Annotated in this window: 23 protein-coding genes and 1 tRNA gene; 7 read left to right on the top strand and 17 right to left on the bottom strand. The window is 60.6% G+C overall.

Annotated features, from left to right (window positions below; genetic code table 11):
• Positions 1-470, bottom strand: a 470-nt coding sequence (locus VN623_RS05870; protein ID WP_325569081.1) for a D-alanyl-D-alanine carboxypeptidase family protein, incomplete at its 3' end; no start/stop codon positions are given.
• A 290-nt stretch (positions 471-760) separates the two neighbouring features.
• On the opposite strand from VN623_RS05870, the gene VN623_RS05865 reads away from it, so the two are divergent.
• Complete coding sequence (locus VN623_RS05865) at positions 761-2,737, top strand: MDR family MFS transporter (RefSeq protein WP_325569079.1); 1,977 nt, start codon at positions 761-763, stop codon at positions 2,735-2,737.
• A 49-nt stretch (positions 2,738-2,786) separates the two neighbouring features.
• Here VN623_RS05865 and VN623_RS05860 read toward each other — a convergent pair whose 3' ends face one another.
• The 7 genes from VN623_RS05860 to VN623_RS05830 form a co-directional block, all read right to left on the bottom strand.
• Positions 2,787-3,089, bottom strand: a complete 303-nt coding sequence (locus tag VN623_RS05860) for a DUF6522 family protein (RefSeq protein WP_325569077.1) — start codon at positions 3,087-3,089, stop codon at positions 2,787-2,789.
• Between the two features lie 2 nt (positions 3,090-3,091).
• Positions 3,092-3,400, bottom strand: a complete 309-nt coding sequence (locus tag VN623_RS05855; protein ID WP_325569076.1) for a DUF1971 domain-containing protein — start codon at positions 3,398-3,400, stop codon at positions 3,092-3,094.
• A gap of 56 nt (positions 3,401-3,456) precedes the next feature.
• Entirely contained in the window at positions 3,457-3,684 is a 228-nt protein-coding gene (locus VN623_RS05850) for a hypothetical protein (RefSeq protein ID WP_325569074.1), read from the bottom strand.
• Positions 3,681-4,016: a metal-sulfur cluster assembly factor gene (locus tag VN623_RS05845; RefSeq protein WP_325569072.1), complete on the bottom strand. Its 336-nt coding sequence runs from the start codon at positions 4,014-4,016 to the stop codon at positions 3,681-3,683. Before VN623_RS05845 ends, VN623_RS05850 begins: the two co-directional genes overlap by 4 nt.
• On the bottom strand, positions 4,013-4,546 hold the full coding sequence (locus VN623_RS05840) for a DUF2249 domain-containing protein (protein ID WP_325569070.1): 534 nt from the start codon (positions 4,544-4,546) through the stop codon (positions 4,013-4,015). The genes VN623_RS05845 and VN623_RS05840 overlap by 4 nt, the downstream gene beginning before the upstream one ends.
• A 13-nt stretch (positions 4,547-4,559) precedes the next feature.
• Positions 4,560-5,885 (bottom strand): hypothetical protein, encoded by a 1,326-nt coding sequence (locus VN623_RS05835; protein WP_414653173.1) that lies wholly within the window; start codon positions 5,883-5,885, stop codon positions 4,560-4,562.
• A 100-nt stretch (positions 5,886-5,985) separates the two neighbouring features.
• Positions 5,986-6,246, bottom strand: coding sequence for a DUF2249 domain-containing protein (locus tag VN623_RS05830; RefSeq protein ID WP_325569066.1), 261 nt, complete (start codon positions 6,244-6,246; stop codon positions 5,986-5,988).
• A 292-nt stretch (positions 6,247-6,538) separates the two neighbouring features.
• Between VN623_RS05830 and chrA the strand changes: the two genes are divergently transcribed.
• Positions 6,539-7,774, top strand: coding sequence for a chromate efflux transporter (gene chrA / locus VN623_RS05825; protein WP_325569064.1), 1,236 nt, complete (start codon positions 6,539-6,541; stop codon positions 7,772-7,774).
• 8 nt (positions 7,775-7,782) lie between these two features.
• Here chrA and VN623_RS05820 read toward each other — a convergent pair whose 3' ends face one another.
• On the bottom strand, positions 7,783-10,056 hold the full coding sequence (locus VN623_RS05820) for a heavy metal translocating P-type ATPase (RefSeq protein WP_325569083.1): 2,274 nt from the start codon (positions 10,054-10,056) through the stop codon (positions 7,783-7,785).
• A gap of 169 nt (positions 10,057-10,225) precedes the next feature.
• Here VN623_RS05820 and VN623_RS05815 point away from each other — a divergent pair, with 169 nt between their 5' ends.
• Positions 10,226-10,501 carry a metal-sensitive transcriptional regulator gene (locus VN623_RS05815; RefSeq protein ID WP_325569062.1) on the top strand — a complete coding sequence of 92 codons (276 nt, stop codon included), beginning with the start codon at positions 10,226-10,228 and terminating at the stop codon, positions 10,499-10,501.
• Between the two features lie 74 nt (positions 10,502-10,575).
• On the opposite strand, the gene VN623_RS05810 is transcribed toward VN623_RS05815, so the two are convergent.
• The 5 genes from VN623_RS05810 to VN623_RS05790 all read right to left on the bottom strand — a co-directional run bounded on the left by VN623_RS05810 (position 10,576) and on the right by VN623_RS05790 (position 14,429).
• Positions 10,576-10,869 carry a hypothetical protein gene (locus VN623_RS05810; protein WP_325569060.1) on the bottom strand — a complete coding sequence of 98 codons (294 nt, stop codon included), beginning with the start codon at positions 10,867-10,869 and terminating at the stop codon, positions 10,576-10,578.
• A 310-nt stretch (positions 10,870-11,179) separates the two neighbouring features.
• Positions 11,180-11,265 (bottom strand) — tRNA-Leu (locus VN623_RS05805).
• Between the two features lie 63 nt (positions 11,266-11,328).
• Complete coding sequence (locus VN623_RS05800; RefSeq protein ID WP_325569058.1) at positions 11,329-11,673, bottom strand: hypothetical protein; 345 nt, start codon at positions 11,671-11,673, stop codon at positions 11,329-11,331.
• 246 nt (positions 11,674-11,919) lie between these two features.
• Complete coding sequence (locus tag VN623_RS05795; RefSeq protein WP_325569056.1) at positions 11,920-13,932, bottom strand: protein meaA; 2,013 nt, start codon at positions 13,930-13,932, stop codon at positions 11,920-11,922.
• A 137-nt stretch (positions 13,933-14,069) separates the two neighbouring features.
• The gene (locus VN623_RS05790; RefSeq protein ID WP_325569054.1) at positions 14,070-14,429 is read right to left on the bottom strand and encodes a hypothetical protein; all 360 of its coding nucleotides are present in this window, start codon (positions 14,427-14,429) and stop codon (positions 14,070-14,072) included.
• A gap of 253 nt (positions 14,430-14,682) precedes the next feature.
• On the opposite strand from VN623_RS05790, the gene ccrA reads away from it, so the two are divergent.
• The gene (gene ccrA, locus VN623_RS05785; RefSeq protein WP_325569052.1) at positions 14,683-16,002 is read left to right on the top strand and encodes a crotonyl-CoA carboxylase/reductase; all 1,320 of its coding nucleotides are present in this window, start codon (positions 14,683-14,685) and stop codon (positions 16,000-16,002) included.
• 75 nt (positions 16,003-16,077) lie between these two features.
• Here ccrA and VN623_RS05780 read toward each other — a convergent pair whose 3' ends face one another.
• Positions 16,078-16,953 carry a YihY/virulence factor BrkB family protein gene (locus tag VN623_RS05780; RefSeq protein ID WP_325569050.1) on the bottom strand — a complete coding sequence of 292 codons (876 nt, stop codon included), beginning with the start codon at positions 16,951-16,953 and terminating at the stop codon, positions 16,078-16,080.
• Between the two features lie 330 nt (positions 16,954-17,283).
• On the opposite strand from VN623_RS05780, the gene VN623_RS05775 reads away from it, so the two are divergent.
• The 3 genes from VN623_RS05775 to VN623_RS05765 all read left to right on the top strand — a co-directional run bounded on the left by VN623_RS05775 (position 17,284) and on the right by VN623_RS05765 (position 20,442).
• The gene (locus tag VN623_RS05775) at positions 17,284-18,963 is read left to right on the top strand and encodes an acyl-CoA dehydrogenase family protein (RefSeq protein ID WP_325569048.1); all 1,680 of its coding nucleotides are present in this window, start codon (positions 17,284-17,286) and stop codon (positions 18,961-18,963) included.
• Positions 18,964-18,988: 25 nt separating this feature from the next.
• Entirely contained in the window at positions 18,989-19,390 is a 402-nt protein-coding gene (locus tag VN623_RS05770) for an META domain-containing protein (RefSeq protein WP_325569046.1), read from the top strand.
• Positions 19,391-19,617: 227 nt separating this feature from the next.
• Positions 19,618-20,442: an SDR family NAD(P)-dependent oxidoreductase gene (locus VN623_RS05765; RefSeq protein WP_325569044.1), complete on the top strand. Its 825-nt coding sequence runs from the start codon at positions 19,618-19,620 to the stop codon at positions 20,440-20,442.
• Between the two features lie 17 nt (positions 20,443-20,459).
• On the opposite strand, the gene VN623_RS05760 is transcribed toward VN623_RS05765, so the two are convergent.
• Positions 20,460-21,008: a DNA-deoxyinosine glycosylase gene (locus tag VN623_RS05760; RefSeq protein ID WP_325569041.1), complete on the bottom strand. Its 549-nt coding sequence runs from the start codon at positions 21,006-21,008 to the stop codon at positions 20,460-20,462.
• Between the two features lie 11 nt (positions 21,009-21,019).
• Positions 21,020-21,340: 23S rRNA (pseudouridine(1915)-N(3))-methyltransferase RlmH (locus tag VN623_RS05755; protein WP_325569039.1), on the bottom strand; the 321-nt coding region annotated here is incomplete at its 5' end.

The raw sequence follows: 21,340 nt of genomic DNA, 5'->3' as shown, positions 1-21,340 counted from the left end.
GGCTCGGGGAGCCCGTTCGTGTTGACGAAATGCGTTCGCGTCATGCCGAGCCGTTTGGCAGTCGCGTTCATGCGATCGACGAAGGCGGCTTCGCTGCCGGAGATCGCTTCGGCAAGCATGACGGTGACGTCATTCGCCGACTTGACGATGACAGCCTGGAGCGCCTGCTCAACCGTCAGCGTGTTGCCGACCTGGATGCCTGCCTTGCTCGGCGGCTGCAACGTCGCGCGCAACGAACAGGAAATCTTATCGTCGAGGTGGAGCTTACCCTCTTTGATGGCTTCGAAGGCGATATACGCCGTCATGATCTTGGTCAGCGAGGCCGGATGCCAGAGGTCGTCGACATCCTCGGCATAAAGAATTTTGCCGGTAGAGGGCTCGAAGAGCAGCGTCGGGCCTGCGTTTGCCGGCACGATGGCGAACTGCAAAATCAGCGCTGCCGCCCAGATGCCAGTTGCCCATGCCCGCATGCAGTACCTCGGAATTCGATCTGGTTCGGCTATCACATTCGGCCTTGTGCGCCAACCGAAGGTCACTAGCGCCGCACCTTACGGTGAGTTGTGTTGCTTATGCGGCGCGCTGGGACCGGTATATCCACACCCTGTCGCGGCTTGCGTTAACGCCGGAGCGACCCATGTCGTGCGGCTCCGCCGGTCCACAAATAATAATTTGAACTCTGTTTCCACTTTACCGCGAATGCAACTGCCAGCTAGGGAACCGGTTCCTCTGCTTCGCGATTTCAGTAAGCCGCTTCCATAACATGCAACGCATTGACGCCGACGGCCTGCCCGGAGCCCAGACCAGCGATCGTGGCCATCTCGCGATCTTCTCAGCGTTGGCACTCGTGCTGCTGCTCGCGTCGCTCGACCAGACCATCGTGGCGACGGCCTTGCCGACGATCGTCAGCGAAATCGGCGGGCTATCGCATCTGGCATGGATCGTAACGGCTTACCTCTTGGCCACCACGATCGTGGTGCCGCTTTACGGCAAGCTCGGCGATCTCTTGGGCCGGCGTCTGGTTTTGCAAGCCGCCGTCATCATCTTCCTGATCGGCTCCGCGTTGTGCGGCATAGCACAGAACCTTCCAGAGTTGATCGCCTTTCGCATCGTGCAAGGCCTCGGCGGCGGCGGACTTATCGTTACCGCGGTCGCGGTCGTCGGCGACATCGTGCCGCCGCGCGAACGTGGCCGCTATCAGGGTTTCTTCGGCGGCATATTCGGAATTTCGACGGTCATCGGCCCGCTGCTTGGCGGGTTCATCGTCGACAATCTTTCCTGGCGTTGGATATTTTTGATCAATCTGCCATTCGGTATTCTGGCGTTGGCGGTCATCAGTGCGAGTTTTAGGCCGCACAAGCGCGCGTCAAAGGTCGAGATCGATTACGCCGGCGCCGCGCTGCTTGCACTGGCTCTCGTCTGCATCGTCATCATCACAAGTCTCGGAGGGGCGCTGACGCGAGAAGCACCCGTCAGCATGTTCGCGATCTCGTTGCTCGGGATCGTATCTCTTGGCGCCTTTATCTACGTCGAGACGAAAGTCTCTGACCCGCTTTTGCCGCTCTCGCTGTTTGCAAATCGCGCTTTCGCCCTTGCGGCGGCGATCGGCTTCATCGTCGGCATGGCCCTGTTCGGGTCCATCACTTTGATGCCCGTCTACCTGCAGGTCGTCAAAGGGCTCGATCCAACGAGCGCCGGGCTGCATCTGACGCCGATGATGATGGGCGTATTCGCCAGTTCGATCACCAGTGGCCAGATCATCAGCCGTATCGGCCGGTACAAGATATTTCCGATCATGGGCACGGGACTCATGACCATTGCACTTGCCCTGCTATCGCAGATCACCCTGGAGACCTCGGCGTCGACGGCTTCGGTTTACATGCTGGTTCTTGGGTTAGGGCTTGGCATGGTCATGCAGATCCTGGTGATGGCCGTCCAGAACGCCGTCGCTTACGAGCAGCTTGGGGTCGCGACGTCCGGCACAACGCTCTTTCGATCGATCGGCGGCGCTGTAGGCGCGGCGCTTTTCGGCGGCATCTTCGCCTATACGCTGCAGGGAAAAATCGACGTAACGCTACCTGAAGCGGCCGCCCAGTTGAGCGACCCGGCGACGATTGCCACGCTGACCGAGCCGTTGCGCTCCACCTATCTGGCGTTGTTCGTCGAGTCGCTGCACCCCGTATTTCTCACGGCCGCGCTGCTGGCGTTACTGGCCTTCCTGCTGTCGTTTGCAATCAAGGAAGTGCCGCTCCGGACGAGCATAGAAAAGAAGCCGCTGAGCGATCCGTTCCAAATGCCGCGCGACGCGACCTCTCTCAAGGAACTCGAACGCATCGTCACGCGAGTGACAGCACGCGAAAACCGCTGGCGCGTCTATCAGAACTCAGCGGCGCGCTTGAACATTCCTCTCGAGCCCGATGAATTTTGGCTGCTCGCACGCATAGGCGAGCGAACAGGTCAGACAGAAAAGGCGGAACTCGCCAAGTGGCTGATTGGCGATCCGCGACATTCGCAGATCTTTGCGAGACTCGCGGCGGCCGGTATGGCGTGCAAGACGTCGGCCATCACATTCGAGCTGACCCCGAAGGGCAGAACTACCTACGACCGCTTGGTCCGTCAGCGCGAAGAAGATCTCCGGCATATGCTCGCCGATTGGGACCGCAACGAGCTTCCCGATGTCAGGGACATGATGCGCGAGCTTTCGAAATCATTCGCGAGCACGCCGCCGGTGAAAATCTGAGACGCTGGCTCTCGAGTTGGGCTTCATGGAAGCAGACTTATCGCGACAGCTAGGCTCTGACGGTGTGCAGCGAGCGGGGCAACGGGCGCTCACCGAAGTCGATGACCGAGCGCCGCAATATATGCCCAGACTCGTTTACGCTGAGTTGCAGCCGGCGATTGCGATAGAAGAAACTCAGCCGGTATTCGCCCGCATCTTCGCCGACGCCCTTTTCGCAAATGCTCGTTATTGCGCCAGCTTTCATCAATGCCGGAACTTCCGCAGGCTGAATGTTCAGCAGCTCGCCGAGCAACACGGCATCGACCACGATATCGCCGTTGGTGATTTCGACTTGCGTGATGCTATCGTTCATAATCATCCAGGGGTGAGTTCGGCTTTCCGGTAGAACTCAACGAAAAAACGGCCGCGTTCGACGAACTTAACACGATGCGGCACCTCGGACTCGATTACAATTTTTTCTCCGGCAGCGGCCAATTGCTCGCCTTCGAACGGGGCTTCCAGCTGATATAGGATCTTGCCTTCCAGAACGTGCAAAAGTCCCCATGTGCCTGCCTTGGTCGAATGCGCCGCCTGCAGTCGCGCGGGTAGGTTATCGGGCGTGAAATCCGTCGACCTGCCATAGGCCTCGAAGCCGGCTGGAAGCTCTTTCGGGATCGTCAACATTCGGTTGCTACCCTCGCGCGTTCACTATCGTTCCGCGACTATCGCCGCCGTGGCATTCATGACAGGTGCTTCGTCATGCGATGCAGAAAGACGTTAAATCGTTGCCATCCAGCGGGGTCCCGGCCACGCAACGCGGCGCAAGCTTCGCCCGCGAGACGGCAGGCCGCGTCGGGTTGGCCTGTCGCCGCCAGCGCTTCGAGGCTCGACAGCAGAATATCGATCAGTGCGACTGAGCTTTCGGGCAAGCCAGTGCGCCTTTCAGCCGTATCGGCGCTCGATCTCATCGGTCGCCTCCGTCCGCGATGCCGAGATGCTCCTTGGCTTCGCTGCTCATCATGTTCGGTGTCCAGGCAGGATCGTACGTCAACTTGACATCCACAGACTGCACGGACGACACCGCGCCGGCGGCCGCCCGCGCGCCATCCAATAAATAGCTTGTCGCCGGGCAACCGCGCGTCGTTGTGGTCATGGTGATGTGGGCGACGCCGCCGTCTTCGACCGCCACGTCGTAGATCAGCCCAAGGTCGACGATGTTGTATCCAAGTTCCGGGTCGATCACGAGGTGCAGCACGTCCCTGATCCGTTCGCCGATATCTTCAGTGGTTTCCACGGTCATGCGGCGCTCCCCTTCGGGATGCCGATCCGCACCAACACCTTGTATGTTTTGCCATCCGCCTCGAAGCCGCCGCGCCAGCTGTGTCCGCGCTTTGCCAATTCGGGGAATAGGAACAGCGGCTCGCGGCGCAGCAAGGCGGCCAAAACCTCGCCGGGTTGCATGGTTTCGGCAGTCGCGAGAATCTTCACCATCGGCTCTGGCGGATCGAGCTCGCGGTTGTCGAGGTTCTTTATCGGCTCGGGCCAAAGCGTATCGTTGTGCGCGGCGGTACCGACCGAAGCCTCATTCGTTGGAGGCGTTCCGGAGGGCGAGAACACGACTTCCCATTCTCCGCCGTCAAGCTCCTTCGATACATGCGTGAAGCCTTTCGAACCGAGCACATGCAGAAGCGGCGTCGGTTTGAAGGTTGCAAAGAGCCGAAGGCCTTCGCCGGGTTTCAGCACATTCACGGCTTCCATGATTTGTTCGAACGGCTCGCCGCCGGCGCGCAGGATCGGACGTACATCGACGTCCACATATGTTGTCGTCATGACTGTCTTCCTTTCAAGCGTGTTGGGCGGATGAGAACAGGAACCGCGGCCTGCGGGCGCCTTCCGGCAAGCGCAGTCCAGCCTTCACGTCACACAGGCTGCGGGACCTCACGAGCTGAACGATGATGCCGCTGGTCGCGATCAGCATCGCACCAGTTGAAACGCGAAATGCGAGCGGGCCATCGAGGAGCAGCGCGACTGTCGCCATCCAGACGCCAAGAAAATAGAGTGCGAACCATTTGGTGGCGCGGCTTTCGACCACGAGGTCCTGCACGCGCGGTGTCGGCGTTTTGCCGATGACGGGCCCATAGCATTCGAGCCAGGTCAGGAACGCGACGATCTTGTAGAGCTTTGAAAGGCCAAGACCAGACAGCCATCCGAAGCTGACGAGAAAGACGACAGCCCCGATGTGGCGGCCAAGTACGCCGAGGCCAAGAAGCACGACAATCAGAATTGCGCTAGCAGCCAGGCTGGCGAGTGCCAAGATCGCCATCCGGCTGTTCAGCTCTATCTTGCGCCGCTTGCGTGCACGATAGAGGTGCACGGTATCTCGCCCGTAAAGTGCGATTGCGCAAAGTCCCAATAGCCCTGCCGCACTCAAGGTGATTGTCAGGTTGCCGTCGAAGCAGATCGTCGCCACGCCGCCAACAATGGCGACCCCAAGCGCCGCCGTTCCCAAATAAAGGGCGCCGCGTGTGCTTGGCCCATCAAGCTCCGGAGCCAGCATGAACATGGCAAGCAGGCGATAGCTCACCCCGATCGCCGTGAACGTCAGCCAACCGCCAAGGCCGGCAATCACGTGGATCGGCAGGCCCAGGGCCGCGACGTCGAGGAGATGCGCGTTGGTGCTTACTCCGCCAAGTATGAGTGCAAATGTGATGCCGAGGATAGCCGTGGCGCCGACGCTCAGCAGTCCGACGGCGACGAAGCGGGCGGGTAGTGTCAGCGGTCGTGAGGCCCACAGCGTACGGCCGAGATTCCATAAAACGAGGGTGAACCCCGCGGCGAGAAGCGTTGCCGCAAGCGGAAAGTAGGCGAGGTCGAGATCGATCTGTCCCGCCATTTTAAGGAAGGCGAAAAGCAGCGCGACGAGTCCGGCTACGAGACACCCCAACGTCGGCAACGGCAACGAATTGCTGTGCAGCGGGCGAGCGACAAGAACCGGCACGAATTGAAAAAGTGCGCCGCACATCAGAAGGCTCAGCCAACCGATTGCAACGACGTGAACCAGCACGAGCGTTTCAGGTGCTGCGATGGGCACGGCAGGATATCCGTAGCCCGCCACCATCAGGCATTCAGCCACCACCAGCGCCAGCAGGGCCGAAGCAAAGTAGGCCATTGTCCATCGGGACAGTGAGACACCAGCCACTGCGAAATTCCTTGTTGCGAGGCGGCGCCGGCGATCGATCTGCCGGCGCCGAAGGACCTACGGCTTTGTCTCACGCCGCTTTCTGCAGTCTGCCGATTGCAACGCGCCAAACGGTCGGACCTCTATCGATATAGGTCCATGAAAACTGCTTCGGGTGTTCGGCTTCGAGCTGATAATAAAGGGGCTTGGGATCGTGATCGTTGACGAGAACGAACGACGCTCCCGGCGCCAGCGCATCGACGAGCTGAAAGATCTTCACGTGCCGTTGAGCGGGAACGAGTTGGCGCACGTCGATCTCGTTTACGGTTGAAGCTTCGGTTACCTGGGACATTGCTGCTCCTTTGATCGCGAACCCCATCCGCAAGCCGGGATTGCGATCCTGATCCGGGCTCATCCATCGTTGCGGCAGCGAGCGATGCTGCACAAAGCGAATGTCGGACGTTAAAGATACATTGTCAATGTATCTTTATAATTTTTGAATCCGCGGGCCGATCAATTTATCGGTTACTTGCGTCGCCCCCGATCTCATTGCCGTCCGCCATCGACCAAAGGCCAACTACTCTCTAGTCTCTTGGGCGCGCTCAGGATTTCGGGTTCACGAACGACGCAATGAGAAGGGCTTGATGACGATCGTCACGCAACCAGCCGCGGCCAAGGAGAGTGGGAGACACTCTCCAGTCGAAGTTCTCCTCGCCTTCTTGAAGCTGGGCCTCACCAGCTTCGGCGGGCCGGTCGCGCACATCGGATATTTCCGGGAGGAGTTCGTCGTGCGCCGCCGCTGGCTCGACGAACACGCCTATGCTGATCTCGTCGGGCTCTGCCAATTCCTGCCCGGCCCGGCCAGCAGCCAAGTCGGATTTTCCATCGGCCTCATGCGGGCCGGCTATTTGGGCGGCCTCGCGGCATGGACCGGCTTCACGCTGCCGTCCGCCATCGCGCTCGTGCTCTTTGCCTATGGCGCAACCTTACTCAGCGGACCGGTCGGCGTTGGCCTTATCCACGGACTGAAACTCGTGGCGGTCGCGATCGTCGCACAAGCCGTTTGGGGTATGGCGCGTGTGTTGTGCCCCGACCGGGAGCGCGCCTCCATTGCCGTCGCGGCGGCGCTGATCATTCTGTTGTTCAGCACATCTCCGGTCGCGCAGATCGCGGCTATCGCATTGGGTGGCGTTGCGGGGTTATGGCTTTGCCGAGCGGAGCTTCCGCCAGCAACCGGTCATATCGCCGTGCCGGTGTCGCGCACCACTGGGTTTTTGGCGCTTGCCGTTTTCTTTCTTCTGCTCGCCGGCCTTCCCGTGCTGCGGGGCCTCGGACTATGGCCGGGCGCAGCGCTGTTTGAAGCATTCTATCGATCGGGCGCCCTGGTGTTCGGCGGAGGCCATGTCGTACTGCCGCTGCTGCGCGAAGCGTTCGTGACACCGGGCTGGATAAGCGACGATGCGTTCCTTGCGGGCTATGGCGCGGCACAGGCGATTCCCGGACCGCTATTTTCGTTCGCAGCTTATCTCGGCGCCGTCGTGCGTCCATCGCCACACGGGCTTTTCGGGGCGGCACTCGGCTTGATTGGCATCTTTCTTCCCGGCTTGCTGATCCTCATGGGGACGTTGCCGTTCTGGGACGCGTTGCGAAAGCGCGCGAGCGCGCGGGCCGTCATGCGCGGCGTCAACGCGGCGGTCGTCGGATTGCTCGGTGCGGCGCTCTACAATCCGGTCTGGACGAGCTCGGTCAAGTTGCCGGGGGATTTCGCGATTGCGCTCGTGGGGTTTGTTATTCTCACCGTTTGGCGCGCACCGCCCATTATTGTCGTCCTCATCGGCGCGCTCGGCGGCATCGGCCTCACGTATGTCCGTTCGGGCTGAGCGGCTTATTATGATTGCCGGAGACGGAGCGCATTGGCGACGACGCTCACCGAGGACAGCGCCATCGCGGCGGCCGCTATGATTGGCGACAGGACTATACCGAACTGCGGGTAAAGAAGCCCGGCGGCTATCGGTATGCCGGCCGCATTGTATGCAAAGGCGAACGTCAGATTTTGCCGGATATTCTTCATCGTCGCTTCTGAAAGTGCGCGTGCCCGGACAATGCCCCGCAAATCGCCTTTGAGAAGGGTAATCCCGGCACTCTCCATGGCCACGTCCGTTCCGGTGCCCATCGCAATGCCGACATCGGCAGCCGCCAGCGCCGGTGCGTCGTTGACCCCGTCTCCGGCCATCGCAACGATCCGGCCCTCGTGTCTAAGCCTCTCGACCATGCGGCCTTTGCTTTCGGGGAGAACTTCGGCCTCGACTTCGGTTATGCCGAGTTGCGACGCAACGGCGTTGGCGGTCGTGCGGTTGTCGCCGGTGACCATCACCACACGAATGCCCGCCTGTCGCAACGTTTGAAGCGCTGCCGATGTTGTCCGTTTCATTGGATCGGAGATGGCCAGAATGCCAACCGGCGATCCGTCGACCGCAACGAAGATCGCCGTTGCGCCGGCCGCCCTGAGCTTTTCTGCATTATCGTTGAACGACTGAATTTCGGCCTTCTCCGAGGTCATGAGTAATTGGTTGCCGACGGCGACCCGCTGATTTTCGACTATTGCCGTCGCGCCTCTGCCGGCATCTGAGCTGAAACCTTCGGCGCCGGCCAGGACAAGACCACGGTCTTCGGCCGATTTCACAATAGCCAGGGCAAGCGGGTGCTCACTGTGGCGCTCTACGCTCGCGGCCAGCCGTAAAATTTCATCTTCGCTCAGTGCTCCGAGCCTGGAGATGGCGGTTACTTTCGGCTTTCCCTCAGTGAGCGTTCCGGTCTTGTCGACGATCAACGTGTCGACCTTTTCCATGCGTTCCAAGGCTTCGGCGTTTTTTATCAGAACGCCCTCTTGGGCGCCGCGGCCGACACCGACCATGATCGACATCGGCGTCGCGAGCCCGAGTGCGCAGGGACATGCAATGATCAGCACGGAAACGGCTGCGATCAGCGCGTAACTGAAGCGTGGTTCCGGGCCCCAAAGAGCCCAGACGGCGAAGGCGAGGACGGCGATCGCGATCACGAGAGGCACGAACCAGCCCGACACTTGATCGGCGAGCCGCTGGATTGGTGCGCGGCTGCGCTGAGCTTGTGCGACCATGTTGACAATTTGGGCCAGCATCGTATCGCGGCCGACCTTGTCGGCGCGAACAACAAGGCTGCCGCTGTCGTTGAGCGTGCCGCCGATGACGCGGTCTCCCACCGTCTTTGTCACCGGCATCGCTTCTCCCGTCACAAGAGACTCATCAACCGAACTGCGGCCTTGCACGACTTCGCCGTCGACGGGAATTTTTTCGCCGGGCCTCACACGCAACTGATCGCCCACGACCACCGCATCGACTGGAATGTCTTCATCCGAGCCGTCGGGGCGTAGGCGTTTCGTCATTTTCGGTGTGAGATCGAGCAGCGCGCGGACGGCTCCGCCCGTCTGTTCGCGTGCCCTGAGTTCGAGGACTTGTCCAAGTAAAACGAGCACGACGATTGTTGCCGCCGCCTCGAAATAGACGGGTACTGCGCCATCGCCGGCACGCAGCGTCGCCGGGAAGAGTTCTGGGAAGATCGTGGCAACGACGCTGTAGAGCCAAGCGGCGCCGGTTCCCATCGCTATCAATGTGAACATGTTCAAGTTGCGCGACACGACCGAGTGCCAACCGCGGACAAAAAACGGCAGGCCAGCCCAAAGTACAACGGGCGTAGCGAGGATCAGCTCGATCCAGTTTGTTGTTTGCCCGAGCCACGCGTGCGAGCCAGCCAGATGACTTCCCATTTCGAGCGCAAAAACGGGAAGAGCTAGCGCAAGGCCGTACCAGAACCGGCGCGTCATATCCGCGAGTTCGACATTTGAAGTGGGCTCAGCCGTCGGCATTTCCGGTTCGAGCGCCATGCCACAGATCGGGCACGATCCCGGTCCGATCTGGTGAACCTCGGGATGCATTGGGCACGTGTAAATGGTGCCCTCGGGCGCAACCGCGTCCGTTGAGATACGAAGGATGTATTGCTTGGGGTGGCTGAGAAACTTTTGCCGGCATACAGCGGCGCAGAAATAATACGTCTTGCCCTCGAACTCGGCCCGATGCTTGGCGGTGTGTGGATCGACATCCATACCGCAAACGGGGTCTTTCTCCATCAATCGAGACGAGGGCTCCGAAGGGGCCGGCTGATGGCTGTGGGCGTGTCCGCAACACGAATGTGTTTCGGTCGACGGGCTTTCATTTTTGACCACCACTTTGCACTGCCTCCAGAACCCTAGCGGTATTTTCTTGACACCTATACCCTCCAGGGGTATGCGTCAACATATGAAGCAGGATGCCAAACACTCAGCGCTGAAGCGCCTTAGCCGCATCGAAGGTCAGGTTCGCGGGCTTTCGAAAATGCTGGAAGACGACCGCTATTGCATCGATGTTGTGACGCAAATTTCCGCCGTTCGCGCTGCCTTGCGCAAAGTCGAAGAAGAAATTTTGCGGGACCACGTTGCCCATTGCGTCGAACACGCAATCGCGAGCGGCAACAAGCAGGAACAACGCGGCAAGGTCGCGGAACTGATGGACGTTCTGGTCAGAAGCAACCGCTGACGAGACAGAGCCGAAATTCGTCGGCCGTTTTGGCGAAAAAGTAAGCTCCCGAATTTGGGAGCCTACTCGCGTCATTACTGTGGAGGCGTATCGGGCGGCGGGGGCAAATCGGTGCCTTCACCACTCTCGCCACTGCCTTCGCCGGTACCGCCGTCGTCGACGATGATGCCATCGTTAGGTCCGGTCAGCGAAGGTTCAGAGTCCGACGGCTGGCCCAGCTCTTCGTTCATATACGGAGCCTCAGAGGGATCGACGTCATCGGTGCGCGTAACGTTGTTATCGGGTGTGGGGTAGGCCGCCGACTGCGCGAACGCGGGTACGGCTGCGAATAGAGCAGCAAAGGCGCCTGCTAAGATTGCTGTCCTCATTTGGTAGTCCTTTTTGTCGTGTCCTTCTCCCTCAACGCCTTGCAAGGATCCGTGTTCCAACGGCTGCGGCTTTATGTATTCGAGGGCGCTGAGCAGCCTGCCGGCCAAGGCTTACGAGGGGCGAGCAGGCCTCATACTTCGGCGCTGCGGCAGCGCGGCGCCTTGGTTAAGCGCTCCGCTTCCAGGGCGCGCAGGGCGATCACGCGCGAAACTTCCCGTATGGCCTGGAGACCTGACAGTCATCGCCGACATCTCCAATAACCCAGAGCTGCTCGGCGTTTCGCACGCCAAAAGGCGTGCTGCAATTTTATGGTGCCTCAGGAGGGACTCGAACCCCCACACCCTTGCGAATAGCAGATTTTGAGTCTGCCGCGTCTACCGTTCCGCCACTGAGGCTTTGCCCGAAAAGAGCGAGCGGCGATCTATACCGTCGGGGTGGGCCGCGTCAACGCGCGATCGCTATTTCAGTGTGTGGGTAACGCGACCCGTGGCGTGGTGATGCTCCATGACCTCGATTTTATCGCCGATTTTGAGGCCCCTGGATTTGTAAGCCAGGATGCGGATGACCGGGCCACCGTCGAGTTTCACGATGACATTTTCTCCGCTAGCGGCAACTTTTTTGGCGACGAGCGGCTCTATATCCCTGACGACGCCGGCGACCTCCTTGTCGTCGACTTTGAGGTCGAGCGTTTCATAGCCGAACGCCAGCCCGATCGCAGAGAGGATCCCGAGCCCGATACCGATATACTTCGCGCGTTCGAGCCAAATCGCCCGATTGAGCCGCCGCCGTGTTTCGTCGCGCAAGCATCGCCTCCCTTGATTGCGGTGCGTGTATCAGACCCGTCCCTAACGTGTCCCACTACGTGATCGCAATCTCGCCCCGGATAGTGGCGTTTTCGGTGTTCTCGTGGCACCGCGATCACGCTGCCCGTCCACGTCGCCGGTCCTTTGAAATTATTCGGACATTCGGAGACGTGGGCGCGGTAAAATTGGTAACTTGCGAAAAATCAAAGGCAAATGGCGCGTTGGCAAATGGCGCGTTCGTGCCGTTTACGCGGCTTTCGCGTGGCGGTCCACGAGCTTCACGATGTCGGCCATGATGTCGTTCAATTGGAAGTCCTTCGGGGTGTAGACCGCCGCGACACCGAAGGCCTTGAGCGTCTTGGCGTCTTCGGGCGGAATGATGCCGCCAACGATGAGCGGCACATCGTCGAGGCCTTCTTTACGCATGCGCTCCATCACGTCCTTGACGAGCGGCACGTGCGAGCCTGAAAGGATCGACAGACCGACGACGTGGACGGCTTCATCGACGGCGGCGCGCACGATCTGCGCCGGTGTCAGGCGGATGCCTTCGTAGACGACTTCCATGCCGGCGTCGCGGGCGCGCACCGCGATCTGCTCGGCGCCGTTTGAATGACCGTCGAGGCCGGGCTTGCCGACGAGGAACTTGATGCGGCGCCCGAGCCGGTCCGAGACCGTTTCGACGGATGCCCGGACGGCCTTGAGCTCAGCCCCGTCGCGTGCGACGGCGGCCTGCGCAACGCCGGTCGGAGCGCGGTACTCACCGAAGATCTTGCGCAGCGCCGTGCCCCACTCGCCGGTCGTGACGCCGGCCTTGGCGGCGGCGATCGACGGCTCCATGATGTTGCGGCCCTCCCTGGCGGCCCGTTCGACATCGGCAAGAGCGGCGGCGGCTTTTTTGGCGTCGCGGTTTTCGCGCCAGGCTTTCAGTTTGCCGACCTGCTCGGCTTCCATCGCAGGATCGACAACCATGATCGTATCGATGCCGCCGGTCAGCGGCGACGGCTCCGTTTCGGTGAACTTGTTGACGCCGACGACGACCATGTCGCCGGTCTCGATCTGCGAGAGCCGCCCGGTGCCGCTCTCGACGAGGCGCCGCTTCATGTAATCGATCGCGGCGACGGCGCCGCCCATTTTCTCGATCGTTTCAAGCTCGGCCTTGGCTTCGTCCTTCAGCGCCGCGACCTTCCGGGCGATCTCGACGGAGCCGTCGAAGATGTCGCCGTACTCCAGCAGGTCTGTCTCGTAGGCAACGATCTGCTGCATCCTGAGCGACCATTGCTGGTCCCAGGGCCGCGGTAATCCGAGGGCCTCGTTCCACGCCGGCAACTGCACGGCGCGGGCGCGGGCATTTTTCGATAACGTGACGGCCAGCATTTCGAGCAGGATGCGATAGACGTTGTTCTCGGCCTGCGGCTCGGTCAGCCCCAGCGAGTTGACCTGCACGCCATAACGAAAGAGGCGATTTTTCGCGTCCGTGACGCCGTAGCGCTCGCGCGTGATCTCGTCCCAGAGTTCGGAAAATGCGCGCATCTTGCACATCTCAGTGATGAAACGCATGCCTGCATTGACGAAGAACGACACGCGACCAACCACCCTGCCGAACTCGGCGGCCGGAACTTCACCGGACGCTTTGACGGTATCGAGCACTGCGATGGCCGTTGCCAGCGCGTAGGCGAGTTCCTGTACCGGTGTCGCCCCGGCTTCCTGCAGGTGGTAGGAGCAGACGTTGGTCGGATTCCACTTAGGCACGTTTTTGAACGAGAAAACGATGGTGTCCTTGATGAGCCGCAGCGACGGCTCGGGCGGAAACACGTAAGTGCCGCGCGACAGGTATTCCTTGATGATGTCGTTCTGAATTGTGCCGGTGAGCTTATCGCGCGATGCGCCCGTTTGATCGGCAACGGCGATATAAAGCGACAACAGCCAGGCGGCGGTCGCGTTGATCGTCATCGACGTGTTCATTTGCTCGAGCGGAATACCATCGAGCAATGTCAGCATATCGCCGATATGAGAGACCGGCACGCCGACTTTGCCGACTTCCCCGCGCGCCAGCTCGTGATCTGAATCGTAGCCGGTCTGGGTCGGCAAATCGAATGCGATCGAGAGGCCGGTCTGGCCCTTACCAAGGTTCTTTTTGTAAAGTTCATTCGACTTGGCTGCAGTCGAATGGCCGGCGTAGGTCCGGAATAGCCACGGTTTGTCGCGCTGGGCCTTCGAAGCTTTTTCTTTGACGCGCTCTGAAGATTTCGTATCCGGCATATAGGGGCGCCTTTTGGCTCAGGTCGATCATACTGGAAGGCTTGTAAGGTAACGGAACGCCGAGGAAAGGCAAAAACGGCAGTTCGCCGCGCTTCTTGGCTGAAGGCGGTGGGCGTTCTTGTTTTTGGGAGGCTGGGCTACCGGGCCGGGCGGCTAAGTTTCGTCACCGGGGCAATCTTCTTATTTCCGATCCGCCATTCTTTGACGAGGACCCAAAGCCATTTCATGACGACCACGGCTATCAGGGCGGCGAGAACGCCAACGCCGGTCGTCGCGGCCACGTTGGCATCCTTGTCGTAGGAAAGCGTAATCATCTGGTTGCGGAAAACGACGGGCGCGAAAACGCCCCCAGCCATCAGAAATGGCACCGCAAACAGGGCTAGGGCGGGGGCGGCGACGATCTCACGAATGAACCAGAACACCGCTGCGGCAAACGCTGCAGTGATATAGACGGTAAATGCGTCGGTTTCTTTGAGCTGCCAGATCAGGTCTTGCATTGGGCTTTCCCATCGGCCGGCATGCGGCGAACAAGCGGCTGCAAAATCGCTTGCAAATCTTGTAGATGCCTAGGATATGCGCCGCCGGTTAAGGACTTATTGAACCGTAGTTAAAGCTCGGCTTAAACTTCTTCATTGCAGCGCAAAAACGTGCTTGATACTGCAGCCTATGCGGTAAGCGCGGGGGGACACGCGAAGTAGATGGGCCGTTATGACCCCTCGTCGCGAAAAATGTTCGGGAGACGCAGGATCAATGTCGAGCCAGCAAGTGGCAGTAAAAAACGACACGGCCGGAGCCCAATTATCGGCGGCGGCCGGCGTCAAGAAAGACCTCTACGAAATCGGGGAGATTCCGCCGCTCGGCCACGTCCCGAAGAATATGTATGCCTGGACGATCCGCAAAGAGCGCGAAGGTCTTCCGGAAACGGCGATGCAGATCGAGGTCGTTCCGACCTGGGAACTCGATAGTCACGACGTCCTCGTCCTCGTGATGGCGGCAGGCGTCAACTACAACGGCGTATGGGCATCGCTCGGGACGCCGGTGTCGATGTTCAACGTCCACAAGCAACCCTACCATATCGCAGGCTCCGATGCCTCGGGCATCGTTTGGGCCGTCGGCTCGAAGGTCAAGCGGTGGAAGGTCGGCGACGAGGTCGTCGTTCACTGCAATCAGGACGACGGAGACGACGAAGAGTGCAACGGCGGCGATCCGATGTTTTCGCCGAGCCAGCGCATTTGGGGTTACGAGACACCCGATGGATCGTTTGCGCAGTTCTGCCGCGTTCAGGACCGTCAGCTTCTCGAACGGCCAAAGCATCTCTCATGGGAAGAGAGCGCCTGCTACACGCTGGTGCTGGCAACCGCCTACCGCATGCTGTTCGGGCATCGTCCGCATGTGCTGCGACCGGGTCATAATGTTCTCGTCTGGGGCGCGTCCGGCGGCCTTGGTTCGATGGCGGTGCAACTCTGCGCGACGTCAGGCGCCAACGCCATCGGCGTCGTTTCCGACGACGACAAAACCGATTTCGTGCGCCAGCTCGGCGCCAAGGGCGTCATCAACCGCAAGAAATTCAATTGTTGGGGCCAGCTGCCGAAAGTCAACTCGCCGGAATTCAACGATTGGATGAAGGAAGCTCGGAAATTCGGCTCCGCGATCTGGGAGACGACGGGCAAGGGCACGAACGTCGACTTCGTTTTCGAGCATCCGGGCGAATCGACATTTCCGGTGTCGGTGCTGGTCGTGAAGCGTGGCGGCATGGTCGTCATCTGCGCTGGCACGACGGGCTACAATCTTACGATCGACGCGCGCTATTTGTGGATGCACCAAAAGCGCGTGCAAGGTTCGCATTTCGCCAATCTGATGCAGGCGAGCCAGGCCAACCGCCTCGTCATCGAACGTCGCGTCGATCCGTGCATGTCGGAAGTGTTTGCGTGGGAGCAGATCCCGAAGGCGCACATGCGCATGTATCGGAACGAGCACAAGCCGGGGAACATGGCGGTGCTGGTCTCGGCTCCGACGACCGGTCTGAAGACGCTCGAGGACGTGATCGAGGCCGGTCAGCGCCGTCGTTGACGCATCCTCGATAACCAGTCGCTTCGAAAATTAAGACGGGCTCGCAAGAGCTCGTCCTTTTTTGCGGTCTTTCCGTTAGCTCGGCGAGCCGGAGCCGAAGGCGCCCCGCTCGGCATCCTCGCGCCGCATGCGCTTCATTTCCATGATGCCGCGATTGAATTCGGCGCCGAGCAGTATCGTGATCGCCGTGAACTGAAAGAAGATCAACGCGATCATCAGTTGCGACAGGCCGGCGTAGAACAGCGAATAGTTGGTGATCTCGAGGTAGTGCGACCAGAGCCCGGCGAGCGTCAGCCAGAGAATGATCGAGAGCGAAATTCCCGGCCACACGTCGGCGACGCGCCGGCGGCCTGCCGCCAGCCAAAGATGAAATGCGAAAAGCTGTATCGCGATCACCGCCGCGGCAAGGCCGTAGCGCACGCCGGGACCGAGTCCCGTCGAGTCGAACAGCGTTTTGATCCAGCCGGTCTGAAACTGCGAGGCGATCGCCGTTCCGAACACGCTTGGGCCGAAGACCACGGCCCACGTCAACACCAGCGACGATATCGCGCTGACGAACACGAACAGCATGCTGATGAGGAGGCATAGCGGATAGGGGCGCGTTTCACGGACGCGGTATGCTCCGTTGAGAGCGGCGCGCAGCGTCTCGATGGCGCTCGTCGCAAAGAACAGGGCAAGAAATCCGCTGACTGTTAGAAGGTCGATGCGGCTCGAGCCCATCACGGCTTCGACCTCGGGAGCCAGGCCCTTGGCAACCGGTCCGGGCAGGATGGCGAAGAGCTGAGTTATCGCATCCTGGGCAAGCTCGCGGCCGCCAAATATGCCGGATATCGCACCCAAAAAGATGCAGAACGGAAAAAGCGAGACGACGAACGAGAACGCGACCGCGCCGGCCATTGCGAAGCCGGAATGCTCATAAACCCGATACAGGGCATCGAACAATCTCCGCATTCGCTTCATCGGGGACCTGCTCTTCGTTTCGCTAAGTTTCGTCAATTCTCGTGGCCGGGCTTGCCGGGTTCACGTCGCCGCTGCTTACTATTAAGAGGCGGCGGAGCAGCTCATGCAACGCCGGCATACTTGGGTTAACGTCCAAGGCCCTGTCGTGATCCGATGCGCGTTAGGATGCGCACGAGTCAAGCGACTTGCGATATTCGCGCCCTAAGGTCGCGTGACAGCAGGTTGCGGTGGCGGGTGAGTGGACTAATCTGCATCCACGAAATAGGAAACGAGCCGGCCCCCCGCCCTTTGGCCGCCCTTAGCATTTCTCAGGAGATCTCAATGCCCGTCGCGCCGCTGAAGGCCGGAACCAACATTCTTTCCGCCGGTCCTGAGAAACTGATCGAGCGTTGCGGCGAGGCTGTTGCGGCTGCCGATCGCGTGCTGCAGGCGGCGAAGGCTGGTGTCCGGATCAAGATTCAGGAAGCGGGCGGTATCGACAATGCTCAGCATGCAGCCCACGGGCTCGCGTGGCTCGCGACGGCTGTCGAAGGTTTGCGTCAGATGCACGAATGGGCGAGCCGGCTCCATGGCGAGGGCCGGTTCGGCGAATTCGAGCAACTGCTGCTGATCGCGGCATTCGCAGAATACACGGCTCAGATTGCCGGTGGCATTCCGATGAGCCAGGTCGAGATCATTCGTGCCGAGGCGCTCGGTGTGCCGAAAACGGATTTGCGCCGATTCGAGGATTCGGTTGCCGATCTGATCGCCGAAGGCGGCTCGGAGACGATCAAAGCGCGGCTCGGCGAGTTGATCGCGGCGCAGCCGGGCGCGATGACGTTCGGCGACACCGGGCTCGATGAGACGCACGCACAAATCCAAGACCTGATGCGCCGCTTCTGTCTCGATGAAGTTTATCCGCATGCCCACGAGTGGCATCTCAAAAACGAATACATTCCACTCGAGGTGATCGAGAAGCTGGCCGAGCTTGGCGTATTCGGGTTGGCTTTGCCGGAAGAATTCGGCGGCATGGCGCTCGGCAAGGAAGCGATGTGCGTCGCCTCGGAAGAATTGTCGCGCGGTTATATCGGCGTCGGCTCGCTCGGCACGCGCGCAGAGATCGCCGGTGAGCTCATTCTGCACAACGGCACCCCCGAGCAGAAGGAAAAGTATCTCCCGAAGATCGCCTCCGGCGAGATGCTGCCGACGGCTGTCTTCACCGAACCCAATACGGGTTCCGATCTCGCATCATTAAAGACGCGCGCCGTCAAAGATGGCGATGTCTACAAGATCACCGGTCAGAAGACGTGGATCACGCATCCGGTGCGCGCCGACGTGATGACGCTGCTGACGCGCACGAACCCAAATGAAGCCGGCTACAAAGGGCTCTCGATGTTCCTCGCCGAGAAGCCGCGCGGCAGCGACGCCGAGCCATTCCCCGCGAAGGGTATGACGGGCGGTGAAATCGAGGTGCTCGGCTATCGCGGCATGAAGGAATACGACATCTCGTTCGACGGTTTCGAGGTGCCTGCCGAAAATCTTCTCGGAGGTGTCGAAGGCCAAGGCTTCAAGCAGTTGATGAATACCTTCGAGGGTGCGCGCATTCAGACGGCGGCTCGCGCCGTCGGCGTCGCCCAGTGCGCGATGGACCTCGGGTTAAAGTATGCGCTCGACCGTGTGCAGTTCGGCAAGCCGATATATGCCTTCCCGCGCGTCAGGAACAAGGTCGTGATGATGGCCGTAGAGACGATGATCGCTCGGCAGCTCACGTATTTTTCGGCGCGCCAGAAGGATGCGGGCCGGCGTTGCGATCTCGAAGCCGGTATGGCCAAGCTGTTGGGTGCGCGTGTCGCCTGGGCTAACGCCGACAACGCGCTGCAGATTCATGGCGGCAACGGCTTCGCGCTCGAGTATCCGATCAGCCGCGTGCTTTGCGATGCGCGCATCCTGAATATTTTCGAGGGCGCGGCAGAAATCCAGGCGCAGGTCATCGCGCGGCGTCTGCTCGAAGGCGCCAATTGATCGCTTCAGGCGGAGTGGGGATGCGATGAGACACAAGGCCATGCGTTATGCGGCGCTCGTCATCGGTGCGGTCGCGTTGATGTTCAGCGTCGCGGCGATGGCTGATGATGACGACGGACCGCTGACGGCGAGTTGGGTTGCTTTCGAACTCAACGGCAAGGCCGTCGCGGGCCCGACGCTGCAGTACACCACGGACAAGGTTTCAGGGACCGGCGGCTGCAATCAATTCAACGGCCCGATCGCCATCGAGGACGATGCGGTTCAGATCGGTCCGCTCGCCTCGACGCGCATGCTATGCGAGGGCAAAGCCGAAATCGAAGCGCAATACCTCGCGGCGCTAGAGGCGGCCCGCACTTTTACGCTCGATGGCGAGGTGCTCGTGCTCAAGGCTGAAGACGGGCACGTGTTGGTGAAATTCAAGAAATGACGGCAGCGCCGTCGAGGCTAGGCTCGTCGCGATACCGTGTGGCTGCAACCCCGGAGCAGCGCGTTCTTGCCTCGGATGGCATGGTACCGACGGTTGCGGGCGGATTTCTTCGTCGAAAGTGCCGCAATTGCTGCGGAAATCCTGCATTTCGGCACGCCAAAGGGCGGCCCTAAGTCCGAGAGCGTGCTAAGGCATCGCGCGGGACTCAACTGAAACCGCAGAGCGCGATGACACGTTCGATTTTGATTACGGGATGCTCTTCGGGCATCGGCCTCGACGCTGCCCGGACGATGCGGGATCGCGGCTGGCGCGTTATCGCGACGGCGCGGAAGGCCGATGACCTGGCCCGGCTCAAGACATTCGAGGGCGTGGAAGCGCTGCGTCTCGAACTCGCCGATCCGCAGTCGATTGCGACGTGCGCAATCCGGACTCTCGAGCTGACGCGCGGCCGGCTGACAGCTTTGTTCAACAACGCGGCGTTTGGCCAGCCGGGGGCCGTCGAAGATCTGACGCCAGCGTTGTTACGCGAACAGCTCGAGGTCAATCTTGTGGGCGTGCACGATCTGACGCGGCGGCTCATCCCGGCGATGCGCAAGAACGGCGTCGGGCGGATCGTCAACTGCTCATCGGTGCTCGGCATGATCGTCGCGCCCTATCGCGGCGCTTATTGCGCATCGAAATTCGCGCTTGAAGCGTTGACGGCGTCGCTGCGCCTTGAACTCGAAGGATCGGGCATTCGGGTTTCCCTGATCGAGCCGGGACCGATCCGCTCGCGCTTCGTCGAGCACGCGGTCGAGCGGTTGAAGGCGACGATCGATATGGAGAGCTCTCCGCATCGCGAGGTTTATCTCGCCCGGCTCGAAGCGATGAAGGCGGGTGGGCAGATGTATTTCAAGCTGGAGCCTGAGGCGGTCAGCAAACGCTTGATCCACGCTGTCGAAAACCCGCGGCCGCGCCGGCACTACTACGTCACGGTGCCGACACATGCGGCGGCTGCGCTGCGCCGGCTATTGCCGCAATTCGCGATCGACTACTTCGCGCGGAAGTTCTGAAGCGCGAGTGCAGACAGTTAGTTACTCCCTATCGCGCCGGCCAGCGCTTCGCGCCATTTTGCTGCTTTTTCTTCAAACGGCCGTGCATACGCTGGGCTGGTTGCGGGGAGAAAAAGCATGCGGATCTGGTTCAAAGGAAAATTCTGCTTCTTTTCGACGAAGCGTCGAAAGAATTTGTGCGCGTTGTTGCCGTTGAATGCCAGCGTGCGGATATTCGGGTGGCCCGCAAAGAACGCGCCGAAGTCATTCGCGATGGGATTCTCGATCTTCGAATCCAATGACCCAACGCGCTGGGCGCTTTGAAGGACATCCCAGAGGGCGATCCGATGACGCCCCAACATCGCGATGCGATCGTCGTACGAGACGGGCAGTACCTCGCCGAATGCCGCAGCAATGATCGGCCAGAAATGGTTGCGCGGATGCCCGTAATACTGCCGTCTCATCAAAGCTTCCTCGCCCGGCAGCGTTCCGAGAATGAGCAGACGAGAGTCCGGCGAGACAATGGGGCCAAAGCAAGCTTTGACCTCGACAACGGCGTCCGGCGTCGGAGCATTCACCTGATCCATTGTTTGTGGCCTCACGCGCGATGATAAGGGTGACCGGAAAGAATCGTAGCAGCGCGGTATAGCTGCTCGATCAGGACGACGCGGGCAAGCCCGTGTGGCAGCGTCAGCGGCCCGAGTGAGAGTTTCATCTGGGCGGTACCAAGCGCAGCCTCGCCGTGGCCATCGGGTCCGCCGATCAGGAACGCGCAGGCTCTGACGCCGTCATCGCGCTTGCCGCCAAGCAGAGCGGCAAAGGCTTCGCTGTCGAGTGATCGTCCTGCGGGATGAAGCGCGATGCTGAAATCGGCCGAGCCGGTTGTCAAAAGCCGGACCGCTTCGTCGCGCTTGCGCTC

It is taken from the genome of Hyphomicrobium sp. (assembly GCF_035572195.1).
Classification (GTDB): Bacteria; Pseudomonadota; Alphaproteobacteria; order Rhizobiales; family Hyphomicrobiaceae; genus Hyphomicrobium_B.
Note: the sequence above shows the minus strand (reverse complement) of the source record. Positions and strands in the feature narration are given on the sequence as shown.